Annotated in this window: 18 protein-coding genes; 12 read left to right on the top strand and 6 right to left on the bottom strand. The window is 62.5% G+C overall.

Annotation, left to right across the window (positions count from 1 at the left end; genetic code table 11):
* The first annotated feature begins 162 nt into the window (after window positions 1–162).
* The 6 genes from HPY65_05345 (at window position 163) to HPY65_05320 (ending at window position 7,653) form a co-directional block, all read left to right on the top strand.
* Complete coding sequence (locus HPY65_05345; protein ID NPU83893.1) at window positions 163–2,622, top strand: DEAD/DEAH box helicase family protein; 2,460 nt, start codon at window positions 163–165, stop codon at window positions 2,620–2,622.
* Window positions 2,623–2,625: 3 nt separating this feature from the next.
* Window positions 2,626–4,065: an SAM-dependent DNA methyltransferase gene (locus HPY65_05340; GenBank protein ID NPU83892.1), complete on the top strand. Its 1,440-nt coding sequence runs from the start codon at window positions 2,626–2,628 to the stop codon at window positions 4,063–4,065.
* Window positions 4,062–5,768, top strand: a complete 1,707-nt coding sequence (locus tag HPY65_05335) for a restriction endonuclease subunit S (protein NPU83891.1) — start codon at window positions 4,062–4,064, stop codon at window positions 5,766–5,768. Before HPY65_05340 ends, HPY65_05335 begins: the two co-directional genes overlap by 4 nt.
* Window positions 5,769–5,886: 118 nt before the next feature.
* Window positions 5,887–6,234 (top strand): hypothetical protein, encoded by a 348-nt coding sequence (locus HPY65_05330; protein ID NPU83890.1) that lies wholly within the window; start codon window positions 5,887–5,889, stop codon window positions 6,232–6,234.
* Window positions 6,235–6,246: 12 nt separating this feature from the next.
* Window positions 6,247–7,104: a type II toxin-antitoxin system MqsA family antitoxin gene (locus tag HPY65_05325; GenBank protein NPU83889.1), complete on the top strand. Its 858-nt coding sequence runs from the start codon at window positions 6,247–6,249 to the stop codon at window positions 7,102–7,104.
* 27 nt (window positions 7,105–7,131) lie between these two features.
* Window positions 7,132–7,653, top strand: a complete 522-nt coding sequence (locus HPY65_05320; GenBank protein ID NPU83888.1) for an ImmA/IrrE family metallo-endopeptidase — start codon at window positions 7,132–7,134, stop codon at window positions 7,651–7,653.
* 27 nt (window positions 7,654–7,680) lie between these two features.
* Here the strand turns inward: HPY65_05320 and HPY65_05315 are convergent, their stop codons facing one another.
* Complete coding sequence (locus tag HPY65_05315) at window positions 7,681–7,863, bottom strand: hypothetical protein (protein ID NPU83887.1); 183 nt, start codon at window positions 7,861–7,863, stop codon at window positions 7,681–7,683.
* A gap of 370 nt (window positions 7,864–8,233) precedes the next feature.
* Here HPY65_05315 and recC point away from each other — a divergent pair, with 370 nt between their 5' ends.
* Genes recC through recD form a run of 3 tightly spaced genes read left to right on the top strand, consistent with a single transcriptional unit; the run spans window position 8,234 to window position 16,897 of the window.
* Entirely contained in the window at window positions 8,234–11,452 is a 3,219-nt protein-coding gene (recC, locus tag HPY65_05310; protein ID NPU83886.1) for an exodeoxyribonuclease V subunit gamma, read from the top strand.
* The gene (gene recB, locus HPY65_05305) at window positions 11,452–15,060 is read left to right on the top strand and encodes an exodeoxyribonuclease V subunit beta (GenBank protein NPU83885.1); all 3,609 of its coding nucleotides are present in this window, start codon (window positions 11,452–11,454) and stop codon (window positions 15,058–15,060) included. Before recC ends, recB begins: the two co-directional genes overlap by 1 nt.
* A 10-nt stretch (window positions 15,061–15,070) precedes the next feature.
* Window positions 15,071–16,897 (top strand): exodeoxyribonuclease V subunit alpha, encoded by a 1,827-nt coding sequence (gene recD, locus HPY65_05300; protein NPU83884.1) that lies wholly within the window; start codon window positions 15,071–15,073, stop codon window positions 16,895–16,897.
* Window positions 16,898–17,069: 172 nt separating this feature from the next.
* Here recD and HPY65_05295 read toward each other — a convergent pair whose 3' ends face one another.
* A complete protein-coding gene (locus tag HPY65_05295) occupies window positions 17,070–17,663 on the bottom strand; it encodes an EF-hand domain-containing protein (GenBank protein ID NPU83883.1) in 594 nt (197 codons plus the stop codon).
* A 378-nt stretch (window positions 17,664–18,041) separates the two neighbouring features.
* Here HPY65_05295 and HPY65_05290 point away from each other — a divergent pair, with 378 nt between their 5' ends.
* The 3 genes from HPY65_05290 to HPY65_05280 all read left to right on the top strand — a co-directional run bounded on the left by HPY65_05290 (window position 18,042) and on the right by HPY65_05280 (window position 21,626).
* Window positions 18,042–18,767, top strand: coding sequence for a response regulator transcription factor (locus tag HPY65_05290; GenBank protein NPU83882.1), 726 nt, complete (start codon window positions 18,042–18,044; stop codon window positions 18,765–18,767).
* Between the two features lie 20 nt (window positions 18,768–18,787).
* On the top strand, window positions 18,788–20,209 hold the full coding sequence (locus HPY65_05285; protein NPU83881.1) for a HAMP domain-containing protein: 1,422 nt from the start codon (window positions 18,788–18,790) through the stop codon (window positions 20,207–20,209).
* 307 nt (window positions 20,210–20,516) lie between these two features.
* Window positions 20,517–21,626, top strand: a complete 1,110-nt coding sequence (locus tag HPY65_05280; GenBank protein NPU83880.1) for a choloylglycine hydrolase family protein — start codon at window positions 20,517–20,519, stop codon at window positions 21,624–21,626.
* Window positions 21,627–21,797: 171 nt separating this feature from the next.
* Here the strand turns inward: HPY65_05280 and HPY65_05275 are convergent, their stop codons facing one another.
* From HPY65_05275 to HPY65_05260, 4 genes are all read right to left on the bottom strand, one after another.
* Complete coding sequence (locus HPY65_05275) at window positions 21,798–22,403, bottom strand: N-acetylmuramoyl-L-alanine amidase (GenBank protein NPU83879.1); 606 nt, start codon at window positions 22,401–22,403, stop codon at window positions 21,798–21,800.
* Between the two features lie 17 nt (window positions 22,404–22,420).
* Window positions 22,421–24,040 (bottom strand): Na/Pi cotransporter family protein, encoded by a 1,620-nt coding sequence (locus tag HPY65_05270; protein NPU83878.1) that lies wholly within the window; start codon window positions 24,038–24,040, stop codon window positions 22,421–22,423.
* 155 nt (window positions 24,041–24,195) lie between these two features.
* Window positions 24,196–25,008 carry a crotonase/enoyl-CoA hydratase family protein gene (locus HPY65_05265; GenBank protein NPU83877.1) on the bottom strand — a complete coding sequence of 271 codons (813 nt, stop codon included), beginning with the start codon at window positions 25,006–25,008 and terminating at the stop codon, window positions 24,196–24,198.
* Between the two features lie 150 nt (window positions 25,009–25,158).
* Window positions 25,159–26,019 carry a UbiA family prenyltransferase gene (locus tag HPY65_05260; GenBank protein ID NPU83876.1) on the bottom strand — a complete coding sequence of 287 codons (861 nt, stop codon included), beginning with the start codon at window positions 26,017–26,019 and terminating at the stop codon, window positions 25,159–25,161.
* Between the last annotated feature and the right edge of the window lie 62 nt (window positions 26,020–26,081).

The raw sequence follows: 26,081 nt of genomic DNA, 5'->3' as shown, positions 1-26,081 counted from the left end.
TTCATGGCATAGCCCCTTGACATACCAAATCAATCTCCCTATGCTCCTCGGCGGAATCGAGGAATCCCTGATATTCTTCTAACAAGCTCAACTTCTCATTCCGTTTCGATTTCCACGTTCTTGAAACGGTTTACACTTCGGGACTCCGGGGAAGGATGCCGCGTGAATAAAAAAGACCTGAGCGAGCGGGACATCTGCACCAAGTTCATTACCCCGGCGATTGTCAAAGCAGGCTGGGACGTTCATTCCCAGATCCGCGAGGAAGTCGGCTTCACCAAGGGCAGGATCATCGTCCGCGGAAAGCTGGTAACCCGCGGCAAGGCCCGACGAGCCGACTACATCCTCTACTACCAGCCGAACATCCCCCTTGCCCTCATCGAAGCGAAGGACAACAACCACGCCGTCGGCGGCGGCATGCAGCAGGCGCTGGAATACGCCGCGGCCCTGGACATCCCCTTCGTCTTTTCCTCGAATGGCGACGCCTTCCTCTTCCATGACAGCACCGGCCTTTCCAGCCCGATCGAGACAGAACTTGCTCTCGATGCCTTCCCCACCCCGGAGCAGCTCTGGAGCCGCTACCGAACATGGAAAGGGCTGAGTGCGGAACAGGAAGAAACCTTCCTGCAGAGCTATTACGAAGACGGCGGCGGGAAAGAGCCGCGTTATTACCAGCGCATCGCCATCAACCGAACCATCGAGGCCATTGCCAAGGGCCGGGATCGAATTCTCCTGGTCATGGCCACCGGAACCGGCAAGACATACACGGCCTTCCAGATCATCTGGCGCCTGTGGAAGTCAGGACGGAAGAAGCGCATCCTCTTCCTTGCCGACCGCAACTTCCTGGTCGACCAGGCCATGGTCAACGACTTTCGGCCCTTTGGAAAGGCCATGGCAAAGCTCAGCACCCAGTCCAAAACCATCGAGCGCGAGGACGGCACAAAGGTGGACCTGCCGACCGCTGTGGATAAGAAATACCGGCGCATCGACACCTCCTATGAAATCTACCTGGCCCTCTACCAGGCCATCACCGGCCCGGAAGACCGGCAGAAGCTGTTTCGGGAACTGTCGCGGGATTTCTTCGACCTGATCGTCATCGATGAGTGCCACCGTGGTAGCGCCGCCGAGGACTCCGCCTGGCGTGAAATTCTCGATCATTTTTCCTCGGCCACACAGATCGGTCTCACCGCCACCCCAAAAGAAACCGAATACGTTTCGAACATCCATTACTTCGGGCCACCGGTTTATTTCTATTCTCTGAAGGACGGCATCCGCGACGGATTCCTCGCGCCATACAAGGTCGTGAAAATCCACATGGACGTCGATATCGAGGGCTACCGGCCGACCCGGGGGGAGGTCGACAAATACGGCAATGAGATCGAGGATCGCATTTACAACCAGAAGGATTTCGACCGCAGCCTGGTCATCGACGAGCGCACCAAGCGGGTGGCCGCCAGGATCTCTGATTTCCTGAAAGAGAGCGGAGACCGTTTTCAAAAGACCATCGTGTTCTGCGTCGATACGGAGCACGCTGCCCGGATGCGCCAAGCCCTGATCAATGAGAACGAAGACCTGGTCAAAAAGAACACCCGCTACGTCATGCGGATCACCGGCGACGATACGGAGGGAAACGCCCAGCTCGGCAATTTCACGGATCCCGAGGCAACCTTCCCGGTGCTGGTCACGACCTCCCGCCTCCTTGCCATCGGGATCGACGTGCAGACCTGCCGCCTCATCGCGCTCGACCGCGAGGTTGGCTCCATGACGGAGTTCAAGCAGATCATCGGCCGCGGGACTCGTGTCCATGAAGACACGGCGAAGTACTACTTCACCATCCTCGATTTCCGGAAGGCCACCAACCACTTCGCCGATCCCGATTTCGACGGCGAGCCGGTGCAGATTTACGAACCCGGTGAGGGTGATCCGGTGACTCCGCCGGACGATGTCCCGCACACGAGCGACGGGGAGGATCCGATCCCGCCCGAGCCCGGCAACGACGAGACGGTCATCGTCGATCCGGAACCGCCGGACATCACGATCCCGCCAGGAAGCGACAGGCGCTACAAGTTTTACATCGAAGGGAAACCCGTGGAAGTCGTCGCTGAGCGCATTCAGTACCTGGATGAGAACGGCAAGCTCGTCACCGAGTCCCTGCGGGACTATTCAAAGCGGACACTTCGCAAACGATATGCCAGCCTGGATGAATTCCTCCGCCGTTGGAAGGAATCCGAACGCAAGCAGGCGGTGATCGACGAACTGGCAGAGGAAGGCCTGCTCCTGGAGCCGTTGGCCGAAGAGGTGGGAAAAGACCTGGACCCCTTCGATCTCATCTGCCACGTAGCCTTCGACCGGCCGCCCCTCACCCGCCGTGAGCGGGCCGACAATGTCCGCAAGGGAGATGTCTTCGCCAGGTATGGCGATCAGGCCCGCGCCGTGCTGGAGGCCATCCTCCAGAAATACCAGGACGACGGCGTCACCGACCTGGACGATCCGCAGATCCTCCGGGTCGCCCCCTTCGCCTCCATGGGAACCCCCATGGAACTGATCAAACGGTTCGGCGGCCGCGCGGGATTCGAGCAGGCCGTCCATGAGCTCCAGAACGTTCTGTATCGGGAGGTTGCCTGATTCATGTCCGTCCGCAACACCGTCAAATCCATCCAGGACATCATGCGCCAAGACGTCGGCGTCGACGGCGATGCCCAGCGCATTTCCCAGCTCTGCTGGATGTTCTTTCTCAAGATCATCGACGACCAGGACGAGGAATTGGAGATGATGCGGAAGGGTTACCGCTCGCCGATTCCCGAAAAGCTCAAGTGGCGTTCCTGGGCCGCCGACCCGGAGGGCATGACCGGTGATGAGCTTCTGTCCTTCGTCAATGACAAGCTTTTTCCCACCCTGAAGGAACTCTCCGGTTCCGCCCAGGACGGCCGCCGCCGCGTTGTGCAGAGCGTTTTCGAAGACGCCTACAACTACATGAAATCCGGCCAGCTCATGCGGCAGGTGATCAACAAGATCAACGCCATCGACTTCAACAACCTCAAGGAGCGCCAGCACTTCGGCGACCTGTACGAACAGATCCTCAACGACCTCCAGAGCGCCGGGAACGCAGGGGAGTATTACACGCCCCGCGCCGTCACGGCCTTCATGGCCGACCGCATCGACCCGAAGCCCGGCGAGATCCTCTTCGATCCCGCCTGCGGCACCGGGGGCTTCCTCACCTGCGCCATCGGGCACATGCGCGATCGCTACGTGAAGACCCCGGAGGACGAGGAGCGGATGCAAAAGGCCCTGCGGGCCACGGAGAAGAAGCAGCTTCCCCACATGCTCTGTGTCACGAACATGCTGCTCCATGGCATTGATGACCCCTCCTTCGTCCGTCACGACAACACCCTGGCCCGGCCGTATGTCAGCTATTCCAAGGCGGACCGCGTGGACATCGTCCTCACCAATCCTCCCTTCGGCGGCCGCGAGGAGGACGGCATCGAGACCAACTTCCCGAAGCACTTTCAGACCCGCGAGACGGCGGATCTCTTCCTGGCCCTGATCGTCCGCCTGCTCAAGCCCACTGGCCGCGCGGCCGTGGTGCTCCCCGACGGCACCCTATTCGGCGAGGGCGTCAAGACCCGGCTGAAGGAGCACCTGCTGGAGGATTGCAACCTCCATACGATCGTCCGCCTTCCCAACAGCGTCTTCAAGCCCTACGCCTCCATCGGCACGAACCTGCTCTTCTTCGAAAAGGGAACGGAGACGAAGGAGGTCTGGTACTACGAGCACCGCGTGCCCGAGGGCCAGAAGGCCTACTCCATGACCCGGCCCATCCGCTTCGAGCACCTGAAACCCTGCATCGAGTGGTGGGACCGGCGGGAGGAAAACGAAGTTGCCTGGAAGGTGACGATCGATGAGATCCGAGCCCGTAACTTCAACCTGGACTTCAAGAACCCACACACCGTTGAGGAAAACCACGGCGACCCCGCAGAACTCCTCGCCAAACTGGAACAGAGCGAGACCGAAACCGCCCGCCTCCGCGACCGCCTGAAGGCCATCCTGGAAGAGGCCCTCCTGCGATGAGCCCCGAGAGCCTGCTGAAACACTTCCACCGGATTGCAGAAGACCCCGACGCCATACCCCGTCTGCGGCGCTTCATTCTGGATCTTGCTGTGAGGGGAAAGCTTGTGGAGCAGGATCCGAATGATGAATCGGCAGCGGAGTTATTGAAGCGGATTGAGACGGAAAAAGCTGGTTTGATTCAAATGGGCTTATATCGCCAGCAAGACACACCATCGTCAAACACAGAAGAGGTACCGTTTGACATTCCAACTGGGTGGCAATGGACACAGATGGCAAAAATTGGTGTAGTCAACCCAAGATGCAAAGCAGATGACACAACCGATGTGTCGTTCATCCCAATGTCGTTGATTACTGTTGAATATGGGAACCCAAGTGGTCATGAAATCCGACCGTGGGTAGAGATTAAGAAAGGTTTCACTCACTTTGCAGAAGGTGATGTAGGCTTGGCAAAGATCACTCCTTGCTTTGAAAACGGAAAATCAACTGTATTTCGTAACCTTACGGGGGGCCTCGGTGCGGGGACAACAGAGCTTCATGTATTAAGACCAATAGATGTCTCACCAGATTATGTCTTGATATTCTTGAAGTCACCTCATTTCATCGGAGGCGGAATACCTAAGATGACTGGAACTGCGGGACAGAAACGTGTCCCGAAAGAGTACTTTTCTTATTCGCCGTTTCCCCTTCCCCCGCTCGCGGAACAACACCGCATCGTGGCAAAGGTGGGTGAACTGATGGCACTCTGTGACGAGTTGGAGGCGGAACAAACGAAAAGGGAAAGGCGCCGCGACCGGCTGGTGGCGGCAACCCTTCATGGCATCAACAACGGCGACGCAAGTCCGGAACCCGGTGCCCACCCATCTTTTAAAGAAAGCGCCCGCTTCTATTTCAGACACCTCCCGCGCTTCACAACACGTCCCGAACACATCCAGCAACTCCGCCAGACAATCCTTAGCCTCGCAGTCCATGGGAAACTTGTACAACAAAACAAACATGATGAAACAGCCGAAGAACTGATAAACAATATCTTGTTCTCAAAAAAAGGGTTGGTAAATAAAAAAACATCTAAGAAATCAAATCTAGTAAATTCGGTTTGCACTGATAATACGAATTTTGATATTCCAAAACAATGGACATGGACCAAACTTGGAACCATATATGATGTGCGAGATGGCACACATGACACACCTAAATACGTAAATAATGGTTATCCACTTATTACAAGTAAAAACCTCTATTCTGGGAAACTCTCCTTTTATGACATCAAATTCATTAGTGAGCAGGACTATTTAAAGATAAACCAAAGGTCCGCTGTTGACAAAGGAGACATCTTGTTTGCTATGATTGGAAGCATTGGGAATCCAGTCATTGTTGATACAGATCGTCCTTTCAGTATAAAAAATGTTGCTCTATTCAAATATTTTAATAGGGACTTATCTAATCCCGGATTCCTTAAGCTGTTTCTTCAATTTGCTTCTAATCAAATGCGAAAGGTAGCAACTGGTGGACTTCAAGCATTTGTGTCACTTGCGTTCCTAAGAAACTATCCTTGCCCCCTCCCCCCCCTCGCCGAACAGAGCCGCATTGTGGCGAAGGTAGCTGAACTGATGGACGTTTGCGATGAATTGGAGGTCGGCCTTGAAGCGAAAGCCACAACCCAGCGCCAGTTTCTCGAAGCCAGCCTGCTGGAATCTCTGTTATAACCGTTTAATTTCATGGTATTAAAAATTTCAATGGAACCAAAAAGCCTTTCGGGCAAAATTCTTCTTGACGAAAAAAACACCAATTGGTATGAGACAAGCCAAGACGAATGGAGTCTTCATGAGCAGAACCCTTCGGGAACAATTAGCCGTACAAGTCGTCATTAAGGAAATTCAAGAAGCGTATCGGCAGAGAAAACTCATCAAGACAGGTGATTGTATTGATGACATGCTTCGGGATAGCCTTTTTGAGGCAGATGTCGAAAAAGTGATCCTGAATGCTACCTCCATCGAAAAGGTTATGCCCGCCACGAGTTCCAGAGCAAGCAGTCCTAAAAACACGCACTATGTAATACCCGGCGAAAGTACGAAATGCATTAAAATCTTTTGTAAAGTTTGCTCCAATTATCACCCGGAAACGGGTGAATTCATGATGTGGCGCCTAACATCCTTTTGCATCAGCAAATAAGAGGATTGATTGATGATTTGCGCAAACTGTTTCGAACACGATTATCAAACGACATTGGTTTCAAAGGAGGCCATGATCAACGGCCGGTTGCAGGTCATCCCGGATTTGGAATGTGAAAAGTGCCCGGGCTGCGGCGACACTGTCTTCACCCATGAGCAAAGTCTCGCAATGGACAAGAAGCGAATCAACATGGAATTCAGTTCCAAACCAACCTTGACGCCGCAGCAGTTGAAACTGCTTCGGCAGATACTGAAGATGAGTCTGGAAGAAATCTGCGATCTTCTCCACATCGGACGGAACAGTTACGGCCGTTGGGAGAGGGGAGAAGTTGATATCTCCCCGTCGATGAATCTCCTGATTCATCAGTTTATCGAACGGTTTCCAGAGGCAAGGGTCAACCTGATTGAGACGGAAATGCAGGCCGAGATTGAGAAAGCGAGGCCCCGTTTTTTATCGGATTCCGTGTCCCTGGGTGAGTTTGTCAGAAATATGATCGCGGCTACAAAGATCACGGCTGACGTTGTTGGTATAAAGCTGGGGATCGGCACGGGCGAACTTGAAAAGATTGAAAACAATGAAATCCCTCCCGAGAACATCCCAATAGGAATTGCCGCCAACATTGTGAGATTCTTTCGTATTACAATGGACAACCTCAAGCAGTTGCTTGAAAATACTTTGAAAATACAAGGTTTGAGAAGCCAGGTCTCCTTTATGCACGCCCGGACGCCCGCCCATGGGAAGCCGGCGGAATCTGTATATGCCCGAAGCATGAACAAAATTCTTGAGAAATATGTCGTGGAAGATGCGCCGGCATCTCGACGCACGGTTAATCCGGAATACCTGAAAAAAGTCGGCGACTGCCTGCGATAGAGAAGAGGTGCTCGGAGGACTTGGCGCATGGAACCGAACACAAGATTTGCCAGAGAGATGGCAAGAAAGGTCCTGAAGGATTACTCATTGTCTGATATTCCGACCGATCTTACCAAGATCTTCGAGGGACTAAACCTGAAATACGTCGAACTCAACGACGCCGACGAGATCGACGGGGCCATTCTGGCGATCGAAGGCAAGCCGGCAATTGCGGTTATAAACAAGGCGAGGCCACTCCACAGACAGCGATTTACGCTCGCTCATGAACTGGGCCATATCTTTCTTCAACACTCCAAACGAGATATTTATGACCCCGAAGAGGTAAGAGAGCAGGATCTTTTTCAGGGAAAGAAGAAACCACCGGCAGAAATCGAAGCGGATACGTTCGCATCCGAACTTCTCGTTCCTTATGATCAGCTCAAGAAATTTGAAGGCAATCTAAGTGATGTCGACAAGCTTGCGAGGACTTTCCAGGTCAGCAATCAGGCCATGACATTGGCTATCATGAACTATTGGAAATACGGCGTTAAAAAGAAAAAAAAAGCCTGAAGGAGATCCGGCTAAATTTCTTTTTTCTCAATATTCAACGATGTCCAGAGTTTCCAGCTTCTCGCGAACCGTCTCGCTCTCGTAATGTGACACCATCTCATTTGCCTGACGCGCCATGATCTTCCGGCGCTCCTTAATGGGCAGCTTCATGAAAGCGCGTCGATCAGCAAGTGACAGGACATTGCTCTCTTTTTCCGCTTTAATCGGCATATGTATTATCTCCTCCTTCTTTTGCAGATACTGAGGCAGCCTCGGTGTCCGCCTGCATAGCTTCTCCTCGGAACAGCCGTTTGATGTCCAGAAATCTCCGTTAGCGGCGGGCATCTGTAATGAATTCAAGCCCAAGAGCCGGAATCCATAGATGCCTTCCTTTCGTACACGATCCGATGACTTTGTCAACCAACAGAAACAACAAGTGCGTGTTGCGCTGGAAGCATAAGAAAATTCAATCGGACATTAAGATCCACTCTATACCGAATGGAATCATACGACAATCCCTTGTCGACTTGGCCTTGAAAGCGCGGCCAAGCCATGGCAGAGTGCAGGCCATGCTTATCCATCCCCAAAAACGGACCTTCCCATGCCCGGCCTGATCCTGCACACGAGCAACCGCCTGGAGATCCTGGCGGACCGGCTGGCGGAGGCGCTGGACGCCCCGTCGGCGGACCCGTTCCAGGCGGAGGTGATCCTGGTCCAGAGCCGGGGCATGGAGCGGTGGGTCTCCCTGGAGCTGGCGAAGCGCCACGGGGTGGCGGCCAACCTTCGCTTCCCCTTTCCGAACCACTTCGTCCAGGAGGTTTTCCGGGCAGTCCTCGGAGACGCCGCCGGCGGTGGCAAACCGGACAGCTCCCCCTTCGACCCGGCCGTGATGGCCTGGGAGATCATGGGGCTCCTGCCGGCCTGTCTCGACCGGCCGGGCTTCGGGGATCTCCGGGGCTACTTGGGCGAGGCGGAGCGGGATCTCCGGCTCTACCAACTCTCGGGCCGCATCGCCGACCTCTTCGACCTCTACCTCCTCTTCCGGCCCGACTGGATCCGCAACTGGGAGAAAGGGGACGACAACCACTGGCAGGCCGCCCTCTGGAGGGAGCTGGCGACGAGGAAAGGCTCGAACCACCGGGCGACGATGTTCACGGCGTTCCGAAAAGCCCTGGCGAATCCCGCTTTCCGGCCGGCCGGCCTGCCCCCGCGGGTCTCGGTCTTCGGCATCTCGGCCCTCCCGCCGTTCCACATCGAGGTCCTGGCGACCCTCTCGGCCCATGCGGACGTCCACCTCTTCGTCATGAACCCCTGCCGGGAGTACTGGGGCGACATCGTCCCGGGACGCCGGCTCGCCCGCGACGGCGGGGACGGGACAGAGCTCCACCTGGAGGAGGGCAATCCCCTCCTGGCCTCCCTGGGAACCCTCGGCCGGGACTTCTTCGACCTCCTCGAAACCCGGGAAGTGCCGAAAGACGAATCCTACGAGGACCCGGGCGAAGGGACGCTGCTTGCAACGCTGCAGTCGGACATCCTGAACCTCCGGGAGCGGGGAAAAGACGGGGAGCGGACTCTCATCCCGCCGGGCGACCGCTCCGTCGAGATCGTCTCCTGCCACAGCCCCATGCGGGAGGTGGAGGTCCTCCAGGACCGCCTGCTCGCCCTCTTCGAGGAAAACCCGGGACTGGAGCCGAGGGACATCCTGGTTATGACGCCCGACCTCGGCCTGTATGCACCCTATGTCCAGGCGGTCTTCTCGCTGCCCCCCGGCGATCCCCGGCGCATCCCCTTCAGCATCGCCGACCGCAGCCTCCCCCAGGACAGCCCGGCGGCGGAGGCCTTTTTCCGCCTCCTGGACCTGGCGGGGAGCCGCCTCGGCGCACCGGACGTCCTCGACCTCCTGGAGGCGGCCCCGGTCCGGTCCCGCTTCGGCCTCTCCGAAGAGGACCTGGAGCGCGTCGCCGTCTGGATCCGCGAGTCCGGCATCCGCTGGGGCAGGGACGCCGTCCACCGGGCTGCCCTGGGCCTGCCGGAGATAGCCGAAAACACCTGGCGGGCGGGCCTCGACCGGTTGCTCCTGGGGTACGCCCTGACGGCCCGGGACGATGACGCCCCATTCCTCGGCATCGTGCCCTACGACCGCATCGAGGGAGGGGAGGCGGAGATCCTGGCAAGGTTCCTCGGCTTCACCGACGCCCTCTTCCGCATCGCCGCGGAGATCGATCGTCCCCGTCCCCCCGCGGACTGGTCTCGCTTCCTCGCGGAGACGCTGGACGCCTTTCTCTCCCGGGACGACGACCCCCTGGGAGAAATCGAGACGCTGTACCGGACGATCACCGAGCTGGAAGACCTGGCGGCGGTGGCGGGGTTCGCCGAACCCGTCGGCCCTGCCGTGGTCCGCGACCACCTCCGGGAGCGCCTGGGGGGAAAAGGGTTCGGCTTCGGGTTCCTCGCCGGCGGGATCACCTTCTGCGCCATGCTCCCCATGCGGAGCATCCCCTTCCGGGTCCTCTGCCTCCTGGGCATGAACGACGGCGCCTATCCGCGGGTCTCGGTCCCCCTGGGGTTCGACCTGATGGCGCAAAGCCCCCGCCGGGGCGACCGCTCCCGCCGGCAGGACGACCGGTACCTGTTCCTCGAATCCCTCCTGTCAGCCCGGGAAAAGCTCTACATCAGCTACACGGGCCAGGGGATCCGGGACAATGCATCCCGCCCCCCGTCGGTCCTGGTGAGCGAGCTCCTCGACGTGGTGGAATCCGGTTTCGTCGGCCCGGAGGGAGGGGATCTCCGGGACCGTCTGGTGACGCGACACCCTCTCCAGGCCTTCAGCCCCCTGTATTTCGGGGGCGACGAGCGCTTCGTCAGCTATTCCCCGGAAAACGGCGCCGCCGCCCTGCGCGCCGCGGGGAGGCGGACGCCGCCGGAGGATTTCCTGCCGTCGGACCTGTCGGAGCCGGAACCGGAATGGCGGACCGTGGACCTCAACGCCCTGGCTTCCTTCTTCGCCAACCCGGCGCGGTTTCTCCTGTCCCGCCGCCTGGGGCTCCGGCTGGTGCGGGAAGAGGAGCCGCTGGAGGAGGCCGAGCCCTTCGCCCTGGGCAGCCGGGAGCGATACAGTGTCCTGCAGTACCTGCTCGGGGCCGCCCGGACCGGGACGGACCCCGGAAACGCCCGGGATGCCCTGCGGGCCGCCGGGCTCCTTCCCCATGGAGCACCCGGCTTCTGCCGGTTCGACGACCTGTGGGGCGAGGCGGCGGCGCTCCTGGCGGCCGTGCGACCCCATACGGAAGGGGGTCCGGCGGAGCCGCTGGTCCTGGATCTGGCCATCGGGGAATTTCGTCTGACCGGCCGGATCGGAAACGTCTTTGCCGGAGGACCCGTGTCTTTCCGGCCCGCGAAGATTACGGCCCGGGACCGCCTGCGGGCCTGGATCGCCCACCTGGCGGGCCACGCGGCGGGCCGCACCGCCTGGCGGTCCGTTTTGGTGGGCCGCGACGGGAAGACCCGGTTCTACGGCGAACCGGAAAATCCGGAGGCGGCCCTTGCAACGCTCCTGGAGCTGTACGGGAGGGGCCTCCTGAGACCCCTGCCCTTCTTCCCCGAATCGTCCCTGGAATATGCGGTCCGCTCTGCAAAGACCGGGGACTCCGCCGCGGCCCTGGCCGCCGCCTTCGGCAGGTGGAACGCCTTCAAATACCCCGAAAAAGACGATTCCTGGTACGGCATCTGCTTCCGCGGGGCGTCCCCGCTGGAGGACGAGACCTTCGGTCCCACGGCCCTCGCGGTCTACAATCCCCTGCTGGAAAGCGAGGAGGCGTGATGGCGGATCCGCGGCCCTTCAACCTCCTCACCAGTCCCCTCGAGGGGACGAACCTCATCGAGGCCAACGCCGGAACGGGGAAGACCTACGCCATCGAGGCCATCTTCCTCCGGCTCCTCCTGGAAAAGGAACTGGAGGCCCGCGGGATTCTCGTCGTCACGTTCACGGAGACCGCCACGGAGGAGCTCCGGGAACGGATCCGGAACCGCATCCGCGAGGCCATGAAGGCCTTCGAGGCGGCGGGCACGTCGGGAGACTCCTTCCTGGACGGCCTGGTGAAGAAGCATCCCCGGCCGCTCCGGGCCATGATCATTCTTCGGGAGGCCCTGCGGGACTTCGACGAGGTCCCCATCGCCACGATCCACGCCTTCTGCCAGCGGGCTCTCCGGGAAAACGTCTTCGAGAGCCACAGCCTCTTCGGAACGGAGATGACGCCCGACGTCGAGGATCTCCGCCTGGAGATCCTCCGGGACTTCTGGCGCCGGCACTTCTACGATGCCCCGCGGGAGTTCGCCGCCTTCGCCGTGGCGGACCTTGCCGGTCCCGACGCCTTCCTGGAGCTGACGAGGCGCCGCTCCCTGGACCCGGCCCTCAGGATCGTCCCCGAGACCCCGCCGACCGCCCCGGCCCTCGACGCCCTGGAGCCGTTCCGGGAGGCCTTCACCCACCTGAAGTCCGCCTGGACGACGAGCCGGGAAGACGTGGCGGCTCTCCTGATGGCCCCGGGCCTGAGCAGGAGCAAGTACCGCAGTCCGGAGGGCCTGGTGTCCGCTCTCGACGGGTATGCCGCCGCCGGATCCGGCATCCCGATCCCGGACACGCTGGCCAAGCTCACCCCGGAAGCCCTGCGGGCGGGAACCAACAAGGGGAAAACCACGCCGGAGCACCCGTTTTTCGGCCTCTGCGCGGAGCTCCTGGAGCGGCACGCCGTTCTGGAGGCGCAGATGGCGGACCGCCTCCTGTTCCTCAAGGCCGAGGCGATCCGCCGACTCCCGGAGGAGCTGGCCGCGCGGAAGCGAAGGAGGAATCTCCAATCCTTCGACGACCTCCTCCTGGACCTGCACGGGGCGCTGGAGAGACCCGCGGGGGATCGCCTGGTCCGCCGCCTCCGGACTCGCTACAATGCAGCCCTCATCGACGAGTTCCAGGACACGGACCCGGTGCAGTACGCCATCTTCCATGCCGTCTTCGGGGACGGCAGGCATCCGCTCTTCCTGATCGGCGACCCGAAGCAGGCGATCTACAGCTTCCGCGGCGCCGACCTGTTCGCCTACATCCGGGCCTCCCGCGACGTGGCACGACGGTACACCCTGACGGAGAACTGGCGGTCCGAGCCGGACCTCGTCGCCGCCGTGAACGCCTTTTTCCGGAACGTGAAAAACCCGTTCCTGTACGAAAAAATCGATTTTCACGAGGCCACGGCGGGAGACATGCCGGACCGGGAATTCCTGACGGAGGACGGAAACAGGGAGCCCCCCCTGACCATCCGGTTCTACGGACACAACCGCCTGGCCGCGGCCGGCGTTGCCGGAAACAAGTCCGGAACGAAAGCGCTGATCACGCAGGCCCTGGCGTCGGAAATCTCCCGCCTGATTCGCCTCGGCCTGGACGGCCGGGCGCTGATCGGGAACAGGCGGCTTGGGGAGGGAGACGTGGCGGTCCTCGTCCGCAGCCGCTTCGAGGCCCGCGACGTCCGGGAAGCCCTCAGGAACAGCGGGATCCCGGCGGTGATCCAGAGCGACGAAAACGTCTTCGACTCCGGCGAGGCGGGGGAGTTGGAGCAGGTCCTCGCCGCGGCGGCGGAGCCGGGCCGCGAGGGATACCTGAAGGCCGCCCTGGCGACGGAGATGTTCGGCCTGAACGGGATCGAGATCGAGGAGGAGTTCAAGGAGGAGCGTCTCTGGGAGGCCCGCGCCGCCCGGTTCCGCGAATACGGGGAGATCTGGGACCGGGCCGGCTTCATGCCCATGTTCCGGGAGCTGCTGCGGACGGAGGGCGTCCGGGAGCGTCTCCTCTCGTTCCCCGACGGCGAGCGGCGTCTGACGAACCTCCTCCACCTGGGGGAGCTGCTCCACGGCGAGGTCTCCGCCCGGAAGCTCGGCCCGCCGGGGCTCATGAAATGGCTGTCCCGGCAGCGCAGCGAAAAGACCCGTCCGGAGGGCATCCGGGCGGAGGAGCAGGAGTTGCGACTGGAACAGGACGCCGAGGCCGTGAAGATCGTCACGATCCACAAGAGCAAGGGACTCCAGTACCCCGTGGTCTTCTGTCCGTTCCTGTGGACCGGCTCCCGCCTTCGGAAGGAAAAGACCTGGCTGTACCACGATCCGGACGACGACTGGCGACCCCTCCTCGTCATCGACCCGGAGCGGGCCGGCAACCGCAAACAGGCCCTGCGGGAGGAGATGGCCGAGAACATCCGGCTCCTCTACGTGGCCCTGACCAGGGCAAAGCACCGCTGCTGCATCGCCTGGGGCCCCTTCAAGGATGCCGGCACCTCGGCACTGGCCCGGATCCTCCACCTTCGCGACCATGACCCGGAGGACGTCTGCGACGCCGCGGCGGCCCGGCTGGATTCCCTCGACGACAAGGCGCTGCGGGGCGATCTCCTGGACCTTGCGGCCGACGCCGACGGAACCATCGCCGTGACGGAGCCCCCGGACCCGGACCGGGCGTCCGCGACACCGCTGCCTCCCCGGGAGCCCCCGGCACCTGTCCGCTTACGTCTGTTCACCGGCTCGATCCCCCGGGACTGGCGGGTCGCCAGCTACTCGTGGCTTACGGCGGACCGGGCGGACCCCGGTTCCCCTGCGGCCTGGGCTCCGGACTTGCCGGACCGGGACGGCGCCGCCCCCGGCGTCGAGGCTGCGGAAGAGCCGGCAGGCATCTTCGCCTTCCCCCGGGGCGCCCGTGCGGGAACATTTTTCCACGATCTTCTGGAGCACCTGGACTTCACGGAGAGGGACCCGGAAATCCGCGGCCGGCTGATCGAGGAGAAACTCCGCCGCCACGGCTTCGGCGCCGAATGGCGGGACGCCGTTGGGGAGACGGTCGGAAAGGTCCTGGCGGCGCCCTTCGCCGCGAGCGGCGCGGGGATCTTTTCGGAGATCCCCATGCAGGACCGCCTGACGGAGCTGGAGTTTCACTTCCCCCTGAAACCGCTGAGTCCCGGGCGTCTCGCGGAGATCCTGGACGGCCTCGCCGACATCGCCCCTTCGGTCCCGGAGCGGATCGGGCGGCTGCGGTTCGACCCTGTCCGGGGCTTCCTCAAGGGCTACATGGACCTGGTCTTCCGGGCCGAGGGGCGGTTCTGGCTGGTGGACTGGAAGTCGAACCACCTCGGCGGCCGGGTCGATGACTATGGCCCGGAGCGCCTGGCGGAGGCCATGGAGGAGGATCTGTACGTCCTCCAGTACCACCTCTACGTCGCGGCGCTGGACCGGTGGCTGGCCCGGCGGGTGCCGGGCTACGAATACGAGACGCACTTCGGCGGCGTCTGCTATGTCTTCCTCCGGGGCGTCGATCCGCGGAAGGGACCGGACTACGGCCTGTACCGGACGAGGCCCGCCAGGGAGACCGTGGCGGCCCTGGTCCGGGGTCTCCTGGAATGACGGGGTGAACATGTCCTTCGAGCGGGATGGAAATCAGGATTTTTCGGAACTGGACATCCAGTTCGCCCGGCTGGCGGAGCGGCTCGGCGGCGGCGAGGCGCCGGAGATCGCCCTGGCCGCGGCCCTGGCCAGCCGCGCCCGCGTGGAAGGGCACATCTGCCTGGACCTGGCCGAAGCAGCCTCCGGCAACCCCGTGCGGCAGAAAGGGGGCGCATGCTCCCCACCGCCCCTGGATCGCTGGCTGGAGATCCTGGCGAAGAGCCCTGTCGTGGGCGGGCCCGGAGACTGGAAGCCCCTGGTCCTGGACGGGACGAGGCTCTACCTCTACCGCTACTGGGACTACGAGCGGAAACTGGCGGAGGGACTCCGGGGCCGCGCCGCCGACGATCCCGGGGAGATCGACGAGGCGTTGCTCCGGGACGGCCTGAACCGCCTCTTCCCGCTCAACGGCGGCGAAACGGACTGGCAGAAGGCCGCCGCCTTCACAGCGGTGACGAAGCGGCTCTGCGTCCTCTCCGGCGGCCCGGGAACGGGAAAGACCTACACCGTGGCCAAGATCCTGGCGCTCCTCCTCGAGCAGAGCGACACGGGATTCCGCATCGCCCTGGCCGCCCCGACGGGCAAGGCGGCGGCCCGCCTTCAGGAGTCCATCCGGGAAGTCGCCCGCATCCTGCCCTGCCCCGAGTCCGTCCGGGCGTGCATTCCCGACGAGGCCTCGACGGTCCATCGGCTCCTGGGAAGCATTCCCGGGACGGCCTCGTTCCGTCACGACGCCGCCCATCCCCTGGCGGCGGACGCGGTGGTGGTCGACGAGGCGTCCATGGTGGACCTGGCCCTCTTCTCCCGCCTCGTCCAGGCCCTCCCGGCACGGACCCGCCTCATCCTCCTGGGCGACCGGGACCAGCTTGCCTCCGTGGAGGCGGGGGCCGTCCTGGGGGACATCTGCGACACCGGCCGCGACCACGGCTACTCCTCCAGTCACCGAATACGATACGAGAAGATGACCGGAGAGACGCTTCCCGCAGCGGAGCCGGGGGAAGAGACCTCCGTCCTGGGAGACTGCATCGCGACCCTCCGGAAGAGCTGGCGGTTCGGAGAGGGCAGCGGCATCGGAGCGGTCGGCCGCGCCGTCAACGAAGGGGATGGGCGGCGGGCCCTCGAAGCGGCCCGCAGCGGGCGCTTCGCCGACCTCCGCTGGCTGGACCTGCCGCGGCCCGAAGTCCTTCCGCGTCTCCTGGAGGAGCGCCTCGGGGAAATGCCGGCGGATTTCCGGGACGCCGCCGATCCCGAGGCGGCCCTCAAGCTCCTGGACCGGTTCCGGGTCCTCTGCGCCCTTCGGGAGGGTCCCTACGGAGTGGCCGCCGTCAACGACCTCGCGGAGCGGATTCTCCGCCGGCGTGGGCTCATCCGGCCGGAAGGCCGATGGTATCAAGGCCGTCCCGTCATGATCACCCGAAACGACTATCCGCTCAGGCTTTTCAACGGAGACGTGGGCATGATCCTCCCGGACCGGGACGCCGGAGGGGAGTTGCGGGCCTTCTTCCGGAGCCCCGACGGGTCGCTCCGTTCCCTGCCGCCGTCCCGGCTTCCGGAGCACGAGACGGTCTGGGCCACGACGGTCCACAAGAGCCAGGGATCCGAGTTCGACCGGGTCCTCCTGGTCCTGCCGGACCGGGACACGCCGGTTCTGACGCGGGAGCTTCTCTACACCGCCGTTACCCGCGCCCGCAACCGGATCGAGATCTGCGGGCGACAGGACGTCTTCACCGCCGCCTGCGCCCGCCGGACGGCAAGATTCTCCGGCCTCCGGGGCGCCCTATGGGGACCCCGTCCCTGAGGGGTGCCGCCGGGCCTCTCTCCCATCCCCCCCGGACCGCACGGGTCCGCCGGAACACGCGGACAGCACACAAATGACAGAGGCCGCTGCTCTTTCTGAGCAGCGGCCCTGTAAGGCACAGCCAAGGTGATGAGCCGGCGGCGTCCCCGGCCGCCGGCCGGTGAATGCAACGCTACGCGTAAAAAGACGTCGAGAAGCCGGATGATGCAGCCGCGCTGAAACCCTGCTGCATCGTCTCGAACATCCTGGCCCGCCAATCCTGGCCGCCGATGCCGCCCGTGCCGCCGTCGGCAAGACCGTTCTTCTCCGTTGACGCCATGCTTTCCCGGAACGCCTCATCCTCGGCCTCGGAGATGAGTCCGTCGCCGTCCGTGTCGACCCGGCTGAACAGCTCGCTGATGTCCCCTCCACCGTCCCCCAGGACGGCGGTGAGTTCATCCTCGGTGACGTAACCGTCTCCATCCGCGTCGGCCGTGTCGAAAACCTCGCCGGGCGGAGGCGGCGGTGCCGACATGCCGCCACCCTTCATCTGCTGATCCATCTTTGCCAGACCCGAATCATTCTCCAGCATGCCGATCAGGCCGCTCTGGTCTGTTCCCAGGGAAGAAGAAAGCGCGCCCGCAGACATGGACGAACTCTCCCCGGCATAGCCGGCCATCCCGGATTTGCCGGACGACCCGCCTTCGTTGCTGCCAATCCTCCTGAACATCTGCTGCCTCAACTCGTAAATTGAGGAGCTGCCGCTGCTGCTGATTCCACTTACCATGGCAACCTCCTTTCTAGGGTTGAATGGGCTCTTGTATCGGCCGTGCCCGAACGCTCGAAAGAGCAACCGATATGCCGATTTTGGTCGCACCAGCAGCGGAACTCCTCAACTTTACAAATGTTCACGGACTCGCAGAAAAATGGGGAGGCACGGCAACCTGGATCGGCAGACCGGAGTCAGCGGCACCCTCCTTTTCGAAATCCGTAGTTTCGGTTTGTGGAGATAGGTTTAGATTTTGCTTTACAATTTTTAACAATCCGTAGTCTCAATCTGTGCCATGAGACGTTATCTCCGGAGCGTGGGAGGAGGGACACTGCTTCCGCAGCCGGAAAAAGAGGACGGCAATTCTTGCCGGGCAGGAGGAATTCCATGACACCCATGAAAAAGCTCATTCTGGTGATCGACGACGACAGGGACCTGTGCGAGCTGCTGGACGAATACCTCACCCGCGAGGGATTCCTCGTCGAGGCGGCATATGACGGGGAAACGGGACTGGCAAGGGTGCTGGCCGGATCATACGGCATCATCGTGCTCGATGTCATGCTCCCGGGCGCGCAGAACGGTTTCGACGTGCTCAAGCGGATCCGCACCCACACCGACACGCCGGTCCTGATGCTGACCGCAAGGGGCGACGACGTCGACCGGATCGTCGGCCTGGAAATGGGAGCGGATGACTATCTCCCCAAGCCGTTCAACCCGCGGGAACTGGTCGCCCGGCTCCGCGCCATTCTTCGACGCTCGGGCGATCCGCCGGGAAAGTCCTCGATGGTCGCGGCAACGATCCGGCACCATGTGGGAGACGTGGAAATGGAGACGGGAACGCGCACCGTGCTTCGTGACGGCGAGCCCGTCAACCTGACCGCCGCCGAGTTCAGCCTCCTTGAAATCCTGCTGGGCAGGGCGGGGCATATCGTGACGCGGGATGAGCTGACCCAGACGGTCCTGGGCCGTTCCCTGACTCCGTATGACCGGAGCATCGACGTTCATGTCAGCAAGCTCCGGAAAAAACTGGGGCGGGAAAACGGAAACCGGGACCGGATCAAATCCGTCCGTGGCTCAGGCTACATTTACGTCCTGCCGGCGCATTCCGGATCGAAGGGCTGAAAGATCATGGAGCTGCACGGATGAACAAGTTTAGAAACAGCCTGTTTATCAAGATCTGCCTGTCCTTCTGGGTGACGACGGTCATCATGGTCGGGGCGGTGCTGGCTGTGGACTGGATGACCGGTTCGGGTCCTTTCCGCAAGGACCACCCCCCCATGCCCGTCCCTCCCCTGGCCGTGCATGCCCAGGCGCTGGCCTGGATCCATGAGCGGGAAGGACTCAAGGCCCTTCGCGAATTCGCCGGCCGCCTCCGGGAAATCCCCGGCGCCCCGGTTCGGTTTCTCGACGGGAGAGGCCGCGACCTCCTGAAAGGGCTCGAAACAACCGGATCGGAATCGGCGGCGGCCCCGGGGCGGATAGACGGACGGGACACCCCGGTTGCCGCCGGCGGCGAACGGCGCGAATCCTTCACGCTGCGGGGATCGGACGGCAGGACGTACACCCTGGAATCCACCATGCCCGGTCGGCCGCACCGTCCCAACGGTCCCCTGTCCCGGTCGGAAATCGCGGTCCGGCTGCTGGTGGTCCTCCTGGTATCGGGCTTCATCTGTTATCTCCTGGCGCGTTACCTGACCGTGCCCATCCTGAAGATCGGCGTAGCAGCCCGGGAATTCGCCGCCGGCAACCTGGAGGTTCGCGTCGCCCCCGCCCTCGGGAAAAGAAGCGACGAGACCTCCCGGCTGGCCCGGGATTTCGACCTCATGGCGGAGCGCATCGCCTCCCTGCTGAACGCCCAGCGCACGCTCCTCCGGGACATATCCCACGAGCTTCGCTCCCCCCTGGCACGCCTCAATCTGGCCCTTGAACTCTGCCGAGAAAAGGCGGATCGGGAAGCGGACAAATGGCTCGACCGGATCGAGCTTGAAGCGGGCCGCCTGAACGAGATGATCGGCCACATCCTGACGCTGAACCAGGCCGAAACGGGGATTACGGAAGCGGACAGGGCGGACGTCGACATGGTAGAGATGGTCCGGGAGATCGCCGAAGACGCTGCGTTCGAGGCGGAGGGAATCAGGCGGGGCTTGAAGATTACAGCCCTTGAACCCTGTTTCGTGAACGGGCACCGGAACCTGCTCAGGCGGGCCATCGACAACGTCGTGAGAAATGCCGTTCGCTACAGCAGGGAAGGAACCGACGTGGAGATCTCTCTCCGCTGCACGGAGATTCCTTCCGGCACCGAGGCCGTCATCGTCATCCGGGACCACGGAAAGGGGGTGCCCGAGGAAGCGATCCCCAATCTCTTCCGGCCCTTCTACCGCGTCGGGGAGGGGCGGGAAAGGGAAAGCGGCGGGACCGGCCTGGGCCTCGCCATCACGGAGAAGGCCGTCCGCCTTCACGGCGGCACCGTTCGGGCCGCTAACGCCCCGGGAGGCGGCCTTCTTGTGGAAATCTCCCTTCCCGCCGGCAACGGCGCCGCCGATCCCGGAAGAAGCACCTCCTGAAGACGTTCCAGCCGACGGGATGAATCCAATCCTTCCCGGCCCCCTCACGGCCCGCCATCCTCCGGGCATGGGACAAATGCGGCATTCGGGCATCGATGCAGAAGAAATCGCTGGAAATGGACGCGCCCGCTGTTGACACGGGGAAAAAAAGGGCTCATATCGTTCCGAAAGTCGGTATCGTCCATCATCACCCGATGCGACCGGACCGGAACCGTATTCCACGGGCGGGGCGGCCATTCATGCCCCCGGCGGAAGATGCCCGCAGGTCCCGGCGGCCGAATCCATCGCACCGTTCAAGGAGGATTTCATGCGAACCATCGCGAAGGCGTTCCTCATCTGCGGACTGGCCCTGCTGACGGCCGCCCTGTCGGCCCCTCTCGCGGAAGCCTGTTCCGTTTTCCGCGTCACCGCGAAGGACGGGACGATCATGAGCGGCCGGACGATGGAGTTCGGCAGCGACCTGAAACCCGGACTCATCCTGGTTCCCCGCGGCCGGAAATTTGTCAGCCCGGCGCCGGACGCCAAAGCGGGACTGACCTGGACGTCGCGCTACGGGTACGTGGCGACGAACGTTTTCGGCATCGAGGAGGCCGTCACGGACGGCATGAACGAGGCGGGTCTCACCTTCAGCGCCCTGTGGTTCGAGGTCGACACCCGGTACCAGGATGTGGGTCCCCGGGAGCGGGACAAGGCCCTGGCCCACATGATGGTCGGCTCCTGGATTCTCGGCCGTTTCGCCACGGTGGGGGAAGCGACCGAAGCAATCCGAAGCGTCAGGGTCTTTGCCCTGGAGGTGCCGCAGATGGGAAAGGCGCCCCCGGGCCACTTCATCCTTTACGACGTGAAGGGGGGCTGCGTCGTGGTCGAATACGAGCGGGGCGAGCTCCGGATCTACGAAAACCCGCTGGGCTTCATGACCAACTCCCCGAACTTTCCCTGGATGGTGACCAACCTCCGGAACTATGTCGGCATGACCAGCGATCAGCGGACAACGCAGAATTTTGCCGGCATCGAGACCCGGCCTACCGGGGGCGGCTCCGGGATGCTGGGGCTCCCCGGCGACATCACGCCGCCGAGCCGCTTCGTGCGCATGGCCGTCATGACCCGTTTCGCCGATCCCCCGGAAAACGCGATGCAGGCCCTCAACCTCGCCGAGCACATCGTCAGCGCTCTCCATATCGTAAAAGGAATGTCCGTAACCAGGGGACCCGACAAAAGCATCACGGCAAGCTCGACGACACAGTGGGCATCCTTCCGGGACATCACGAACCGGATCTTCTACTTCCGGACCTACGACAGCTATACCCTCCGGAAGATCGACCTGAAGCAGCTCGATTTCAGCGGCGGCAGGACGAAGATGATCCCGCTCTACGGCGATGCCGAGGTCGTTCAGGACATAACGGGACGGCTGAAATAGGGTTGGGTTTCCGCACCGGCTGCTATCGCCCTGGTTCCAGGTATCTCTTGAAGGCCCTGTACGGGTCTGCAGCATATCCCAGCCCTCGATAGAAGCCGGAAGCGCTTTCCCGCTTTACCGAGGAGACGAGCACGACGTACCGGCAGCCGGCAGAAGCAGGGAAACGGCCCGTCACGCCCGGCCGAGGACGATGGAGCGAAAGCTGTTCAGCGGGAACAGCGGCCCCGGGTCCACCTTCCGGCCGGGGCTGACGTCCTCGTGGCCCAACACGTCCGTGAAGCGATAGGAAGCGTTCAGCAGGACGGCGACCCGGCGCGCGGCGTCCATCTGCGCCTCGGTGTATTCATGCCACCCCGCTTCGGCGTTCTCATGCCGGTGCATCGCCGTCGACACCTCATCGGCCGGAATCACGCGATTCGCCCAGTTCACCCATTGCCCGTCGGCCCGCTTCCTCAGTTTGCCCGCGTTCACCAGCTCCATCCCGATGGAATACTGATTCAGCCCCTCCAGGTTGCCCCAGGCGCTTCTTCCGGCATGCCACGCCCGCCGGTTGAAGGACACCATCTGTACGACGGCTCCGTCGCGGCCGACAACCAGGTGCGCGGACGCCTGGGCCTCCGGATTCAGAAACCAGGAGACCGCTCCGTCCAGCGTCGTGCCGGCGGTGAAGTGCAGAATCAGGTACAGTGGTGATATGCTGCCGGACTGATTCGGGCTCTTCCTGAAAGAGATCGCCTCCCCGCTCTCCCCCACCAGCCGATGATTGGTGATCTTCACGGGAACCTCCTTTCTTTCTATGGCTCGAAGGAACGGGGAGCCGGGCTTGCCAGATCCTGCACGGCCTCGGCGATATTTTCACAGTGATCGCTGATGCGCTCCAGCCGGATCAGCATCTCGATGTAGAGCGGCCCCGCCTCGGCCACGCAGACCCCCCGGTGGAAACGCTCCAGGTGGCGGAAGCGGGCCAGCTTGACCTTTTCGTCGATCTCATCCTCCCGCCGGCTCATGGCCTGAATCCGCGGGAGGTCGAAATGCTCGATCAGGGCCGCCGCATCCTGCAGGTTCTGCATGACCAGCCCCTCGATCCCGTCCAGCTCCTGCCGGGCGAATTCCGTGAAGGCGATCTCCCGCTCCCTCTTATCCCGGGAAAGGTCGGCGATGATGAGAACGTGATTCCCGATCCGCTCAATGTCGTCCGCCACGGAGGTGTAGACAAAAACCTTCCTCGACTGCCCGGGATCCAGGGCCCGGCCGGCGAGCCTCCGGAGATAGTCGACGATCTCGCGGCGCAGGTTGTCTACGACAACGTCCAGGTAAGCGATGTCCCGCCGGAGCCCTTCCCGGTAGTCGAATACGAGGCTGCTTACCTGCTCCACCATTCGTTCCGTCAGCAGGACCTCCCGGCCCAGTTCCCGGCGGACATTCTCCAGGGCCTTTTCATGATTGTCCAGATCCCGCTCGTCAAGGAATTCGGGCCACAGGGGCAGCGCATCCTCCTGGCCGGGAACGATCCGCTCCACCAGGGCGGCAAAGGGCTTCAGGAAAAAGATGAAGACCGCCACGATGAAAACGTTGAACAGGAGATGGCCGAAGACGATCTGCTGGCCCACCAGCGGCGTGACGGCCCTCAGCAGATCTGACACCCACGGAAGGGCGGCCATGCAGACCACGGCGCCGCAGAGCTTGAACAGGAAGTGGGCGGCGGCTGTCCGGCGTCCGCTTACGGAGGACACCCAGGCGGCCAGCAGGGCCGTGGCGGTGGTTCCCACGTTGGCACCGAAGACGATGGGCAGGGCGTTTTCCAGGATCACCAGGTCCTGCTGGGCAAGGATGACGAGAAGGCTGATGGGAATCAGGGAGGCGTGGACCAGGGCGGTGAAGACGAGGCCCACGGCAAATCCCAGGAACGGGTTTTCCGCCTCCCGGAGGAACCGGACCACATCCCCGTCCTGCTTCAGCGGCGCCGTCGCCATTCCGGCCAGGTAGAGCCCGAAGAAGATCAGGCCGAAATAGAGAATCGTCTCCCCTGCCGTTTTCCAACCGCCCCGCCCGGAAAACCAGAGCGTTCCTCCGATAATCACGAGGATCGGCGAAAGGTCCGTCACCTTCCAGACAACGAGCTGGACCGTCAGGACCGTCCCGATGTCGGCGCCGAGAATGATGGCCAGAGACTGGTAGAAGGTGATGAGGCCGGCGCTCACCATGCCGATGGTGAGAACCGTTACGGCGGAGCTGCTCTGGAAGAAAACCGTCGCAGTGATGCCCGTCAGCAGTCCCGTGAGGGGCCGGCGGACGGCGTAGCGGATCAGCTGGCGGATGCGAACCGTGAACAGCCGCTGCACCTGCTCCCCGAGGCGCAGCATCCCGTAAAGGAAGATCAGAAGGCCGGCAGCCAGGAAGAGGAGGTCTTTCATGGGAAACGGGTATGCACGGGAACAGCCTTCCCCCCGCCTCTGTCCGGGTCCGGAGGGGAAAAGGGAGAATGCAGCCCGGAAGCCGCCCTGACGGCGGCCTCCGGGCCGGGATTACAGATCGGGGCCGGATTCGCCCTCCCCGCCGGGGAAAAGGGTCAATACTTGCCGGGGAAATTCGGTTTGCGTTTCTCCCGCTGGGCCAGGATTCCCTCCCGGGCGTCCTGGCTGCCAAACACGGGGATACCGATGTCCAGCTCCTTCTTGAAGGCCTCGGCCCAGGAGATGTCCCGGCTCTCCCGCCAGCAGCGGATGATCCCCTGGACGGCCAGAGGGCCGTTTCCGGCGATGCGCTCCGCCAGCTCCATGGCGTCCTTCATCATGCCGTCGCGGTCCGGGGCGACGCGGTTCAGGAAACCCCATTCGTACAGGGTCCGGGCCTTGAAGTTGTTCGCCGTCAGCAGGATCTCCAGGCCGCGGCAGGGCGTCAGCATCCGGGGCAGGTAGACGTTCGAGCCGCCGGTCGGCATGATGCCCAGGCTCGCCTCCCGCATCTGGAAGATCGCGTCCTCCGAGGCGACGCGCAGGTCCGCCCCCATGATCATCTCGAATCCCCCGGTGAGGCAGTAGCCGTTGATGGCGGCGATGACAGGCTTCTTGACGATGCTGGGCTTCAGCATCGCCTCGCCGACATGGGGCCCGACCTGGACGAGCCATCGCTCCGCCTCGTTCTCCGGTTCCCGGGCCTTGGTGAGGACGGGGATGGCCGTCCTGAGGTCCATGCCCGAGCAGAAGATCTCGTCCAGGCAGGAATAGAGGATGACCGCCCGGATGGAGGCATCCTGGTTGATGTCCTCCCAGGTCCGGTGCAGATCCAGCAGGATTCCGGGGTCCAGGGCGTTCTTTTCCTTCGGCCGGTTCAGTCCGACCTTGGCAATGGCACCTACCTTTTCGTACACAAGCGACGACATGAGCACCTCCTTGAACGATCATGGAATGACGGCCTTCCCGGCGGGCGGGGAATCGAAGACGGGTGGTTCCGGAAACCCCGGAAGTGCCGGAACGGCGTGAACTTATTGCGTGATTCCTAACAGATCCGCAGGGGGGCCACAAGGAAAATCTCAGGACAGGCGGCTCGCAAGAAGCCCCATCCCGAAGCTGAAGACAGTCGTCATGACGACCAGAAGGTATGTGACCAGACGGCTCGAATGGAACCAGCCGTCGAACTGGGCGGTGACGACGGCCAAGAGGCCGGCGTGAGGAATCAGCAGAAGCCACCAGGATGGAACAACACGACTCGCGACGGAAACCGCGACGAGAGACGCCAAAGCGATCATGGCCGCCAGGACGATGGCCTTCGTCGCCCCCACGCCGGCCACGACGGGCAGAGTCGGCACCTCGGCCGCCCGGTCTCCCGCCGCGTCGCGCATGTCCCAGACGATCTCGTGGGCCATAACGGCCAGGAACATGTAGACAGAGGCAAGCCAGAAAGGCCCGTCCAGGGAATGGCCCGCCCGCAGGGCGGGGTACACCAGGAGCCCCAGGGTCCAGCCAACGCCGGAGCTCAGGTTTTTCAGGATGAACAGATTCTTGATGCGCAGGGTGGCGCGGCCCGGCCAGGGAGAGGTGCTGTAGAAGAATCCGACGGCGGCCCCGGCTACCACGATGGCCGCCACGGGCCACGTGGGATCGGTGGCCAGGGCAAGCACAATGGCCGTCACTCCGCCGGCATAGGAAAAGAAGCGGATGCGGGGTTCCCGCTTCAGGGCCTCCTCCAGTTCCTCCGGGCAGTTGACGGCGTCTTCCCGGAGGTCCGTCAGGCGGTTCCACTGGCAGATGCAGGCCACCGCGAGCGGCACGATGAAATAGTCCACGGGCCGGACGCCGATGGAAAGGATGCGGTCCCAGCACCACAGCAGGGCCAGCGAGCTCAGGACGATGTGGAGGCGCTCGTTGAAAAAGCTTTTCCAGAGATTCCGCATCCGCTTCCCCGCAATAAAACAAAGAAACGGAGCGGGAGGCTCACGGGCCTCCCGCCCGCTCG

It is taken from the genome of Syntrophaceae bacterium (genome assembly GCA_013177825.1).
GTDB lineage: Bacteria > Desulfobacterota > Syntrophia > Syntrophales > PHBD01 > PHBD01.
This window is presented reverse-complemented; position numbering and strand designations above follow the sequence as displayed.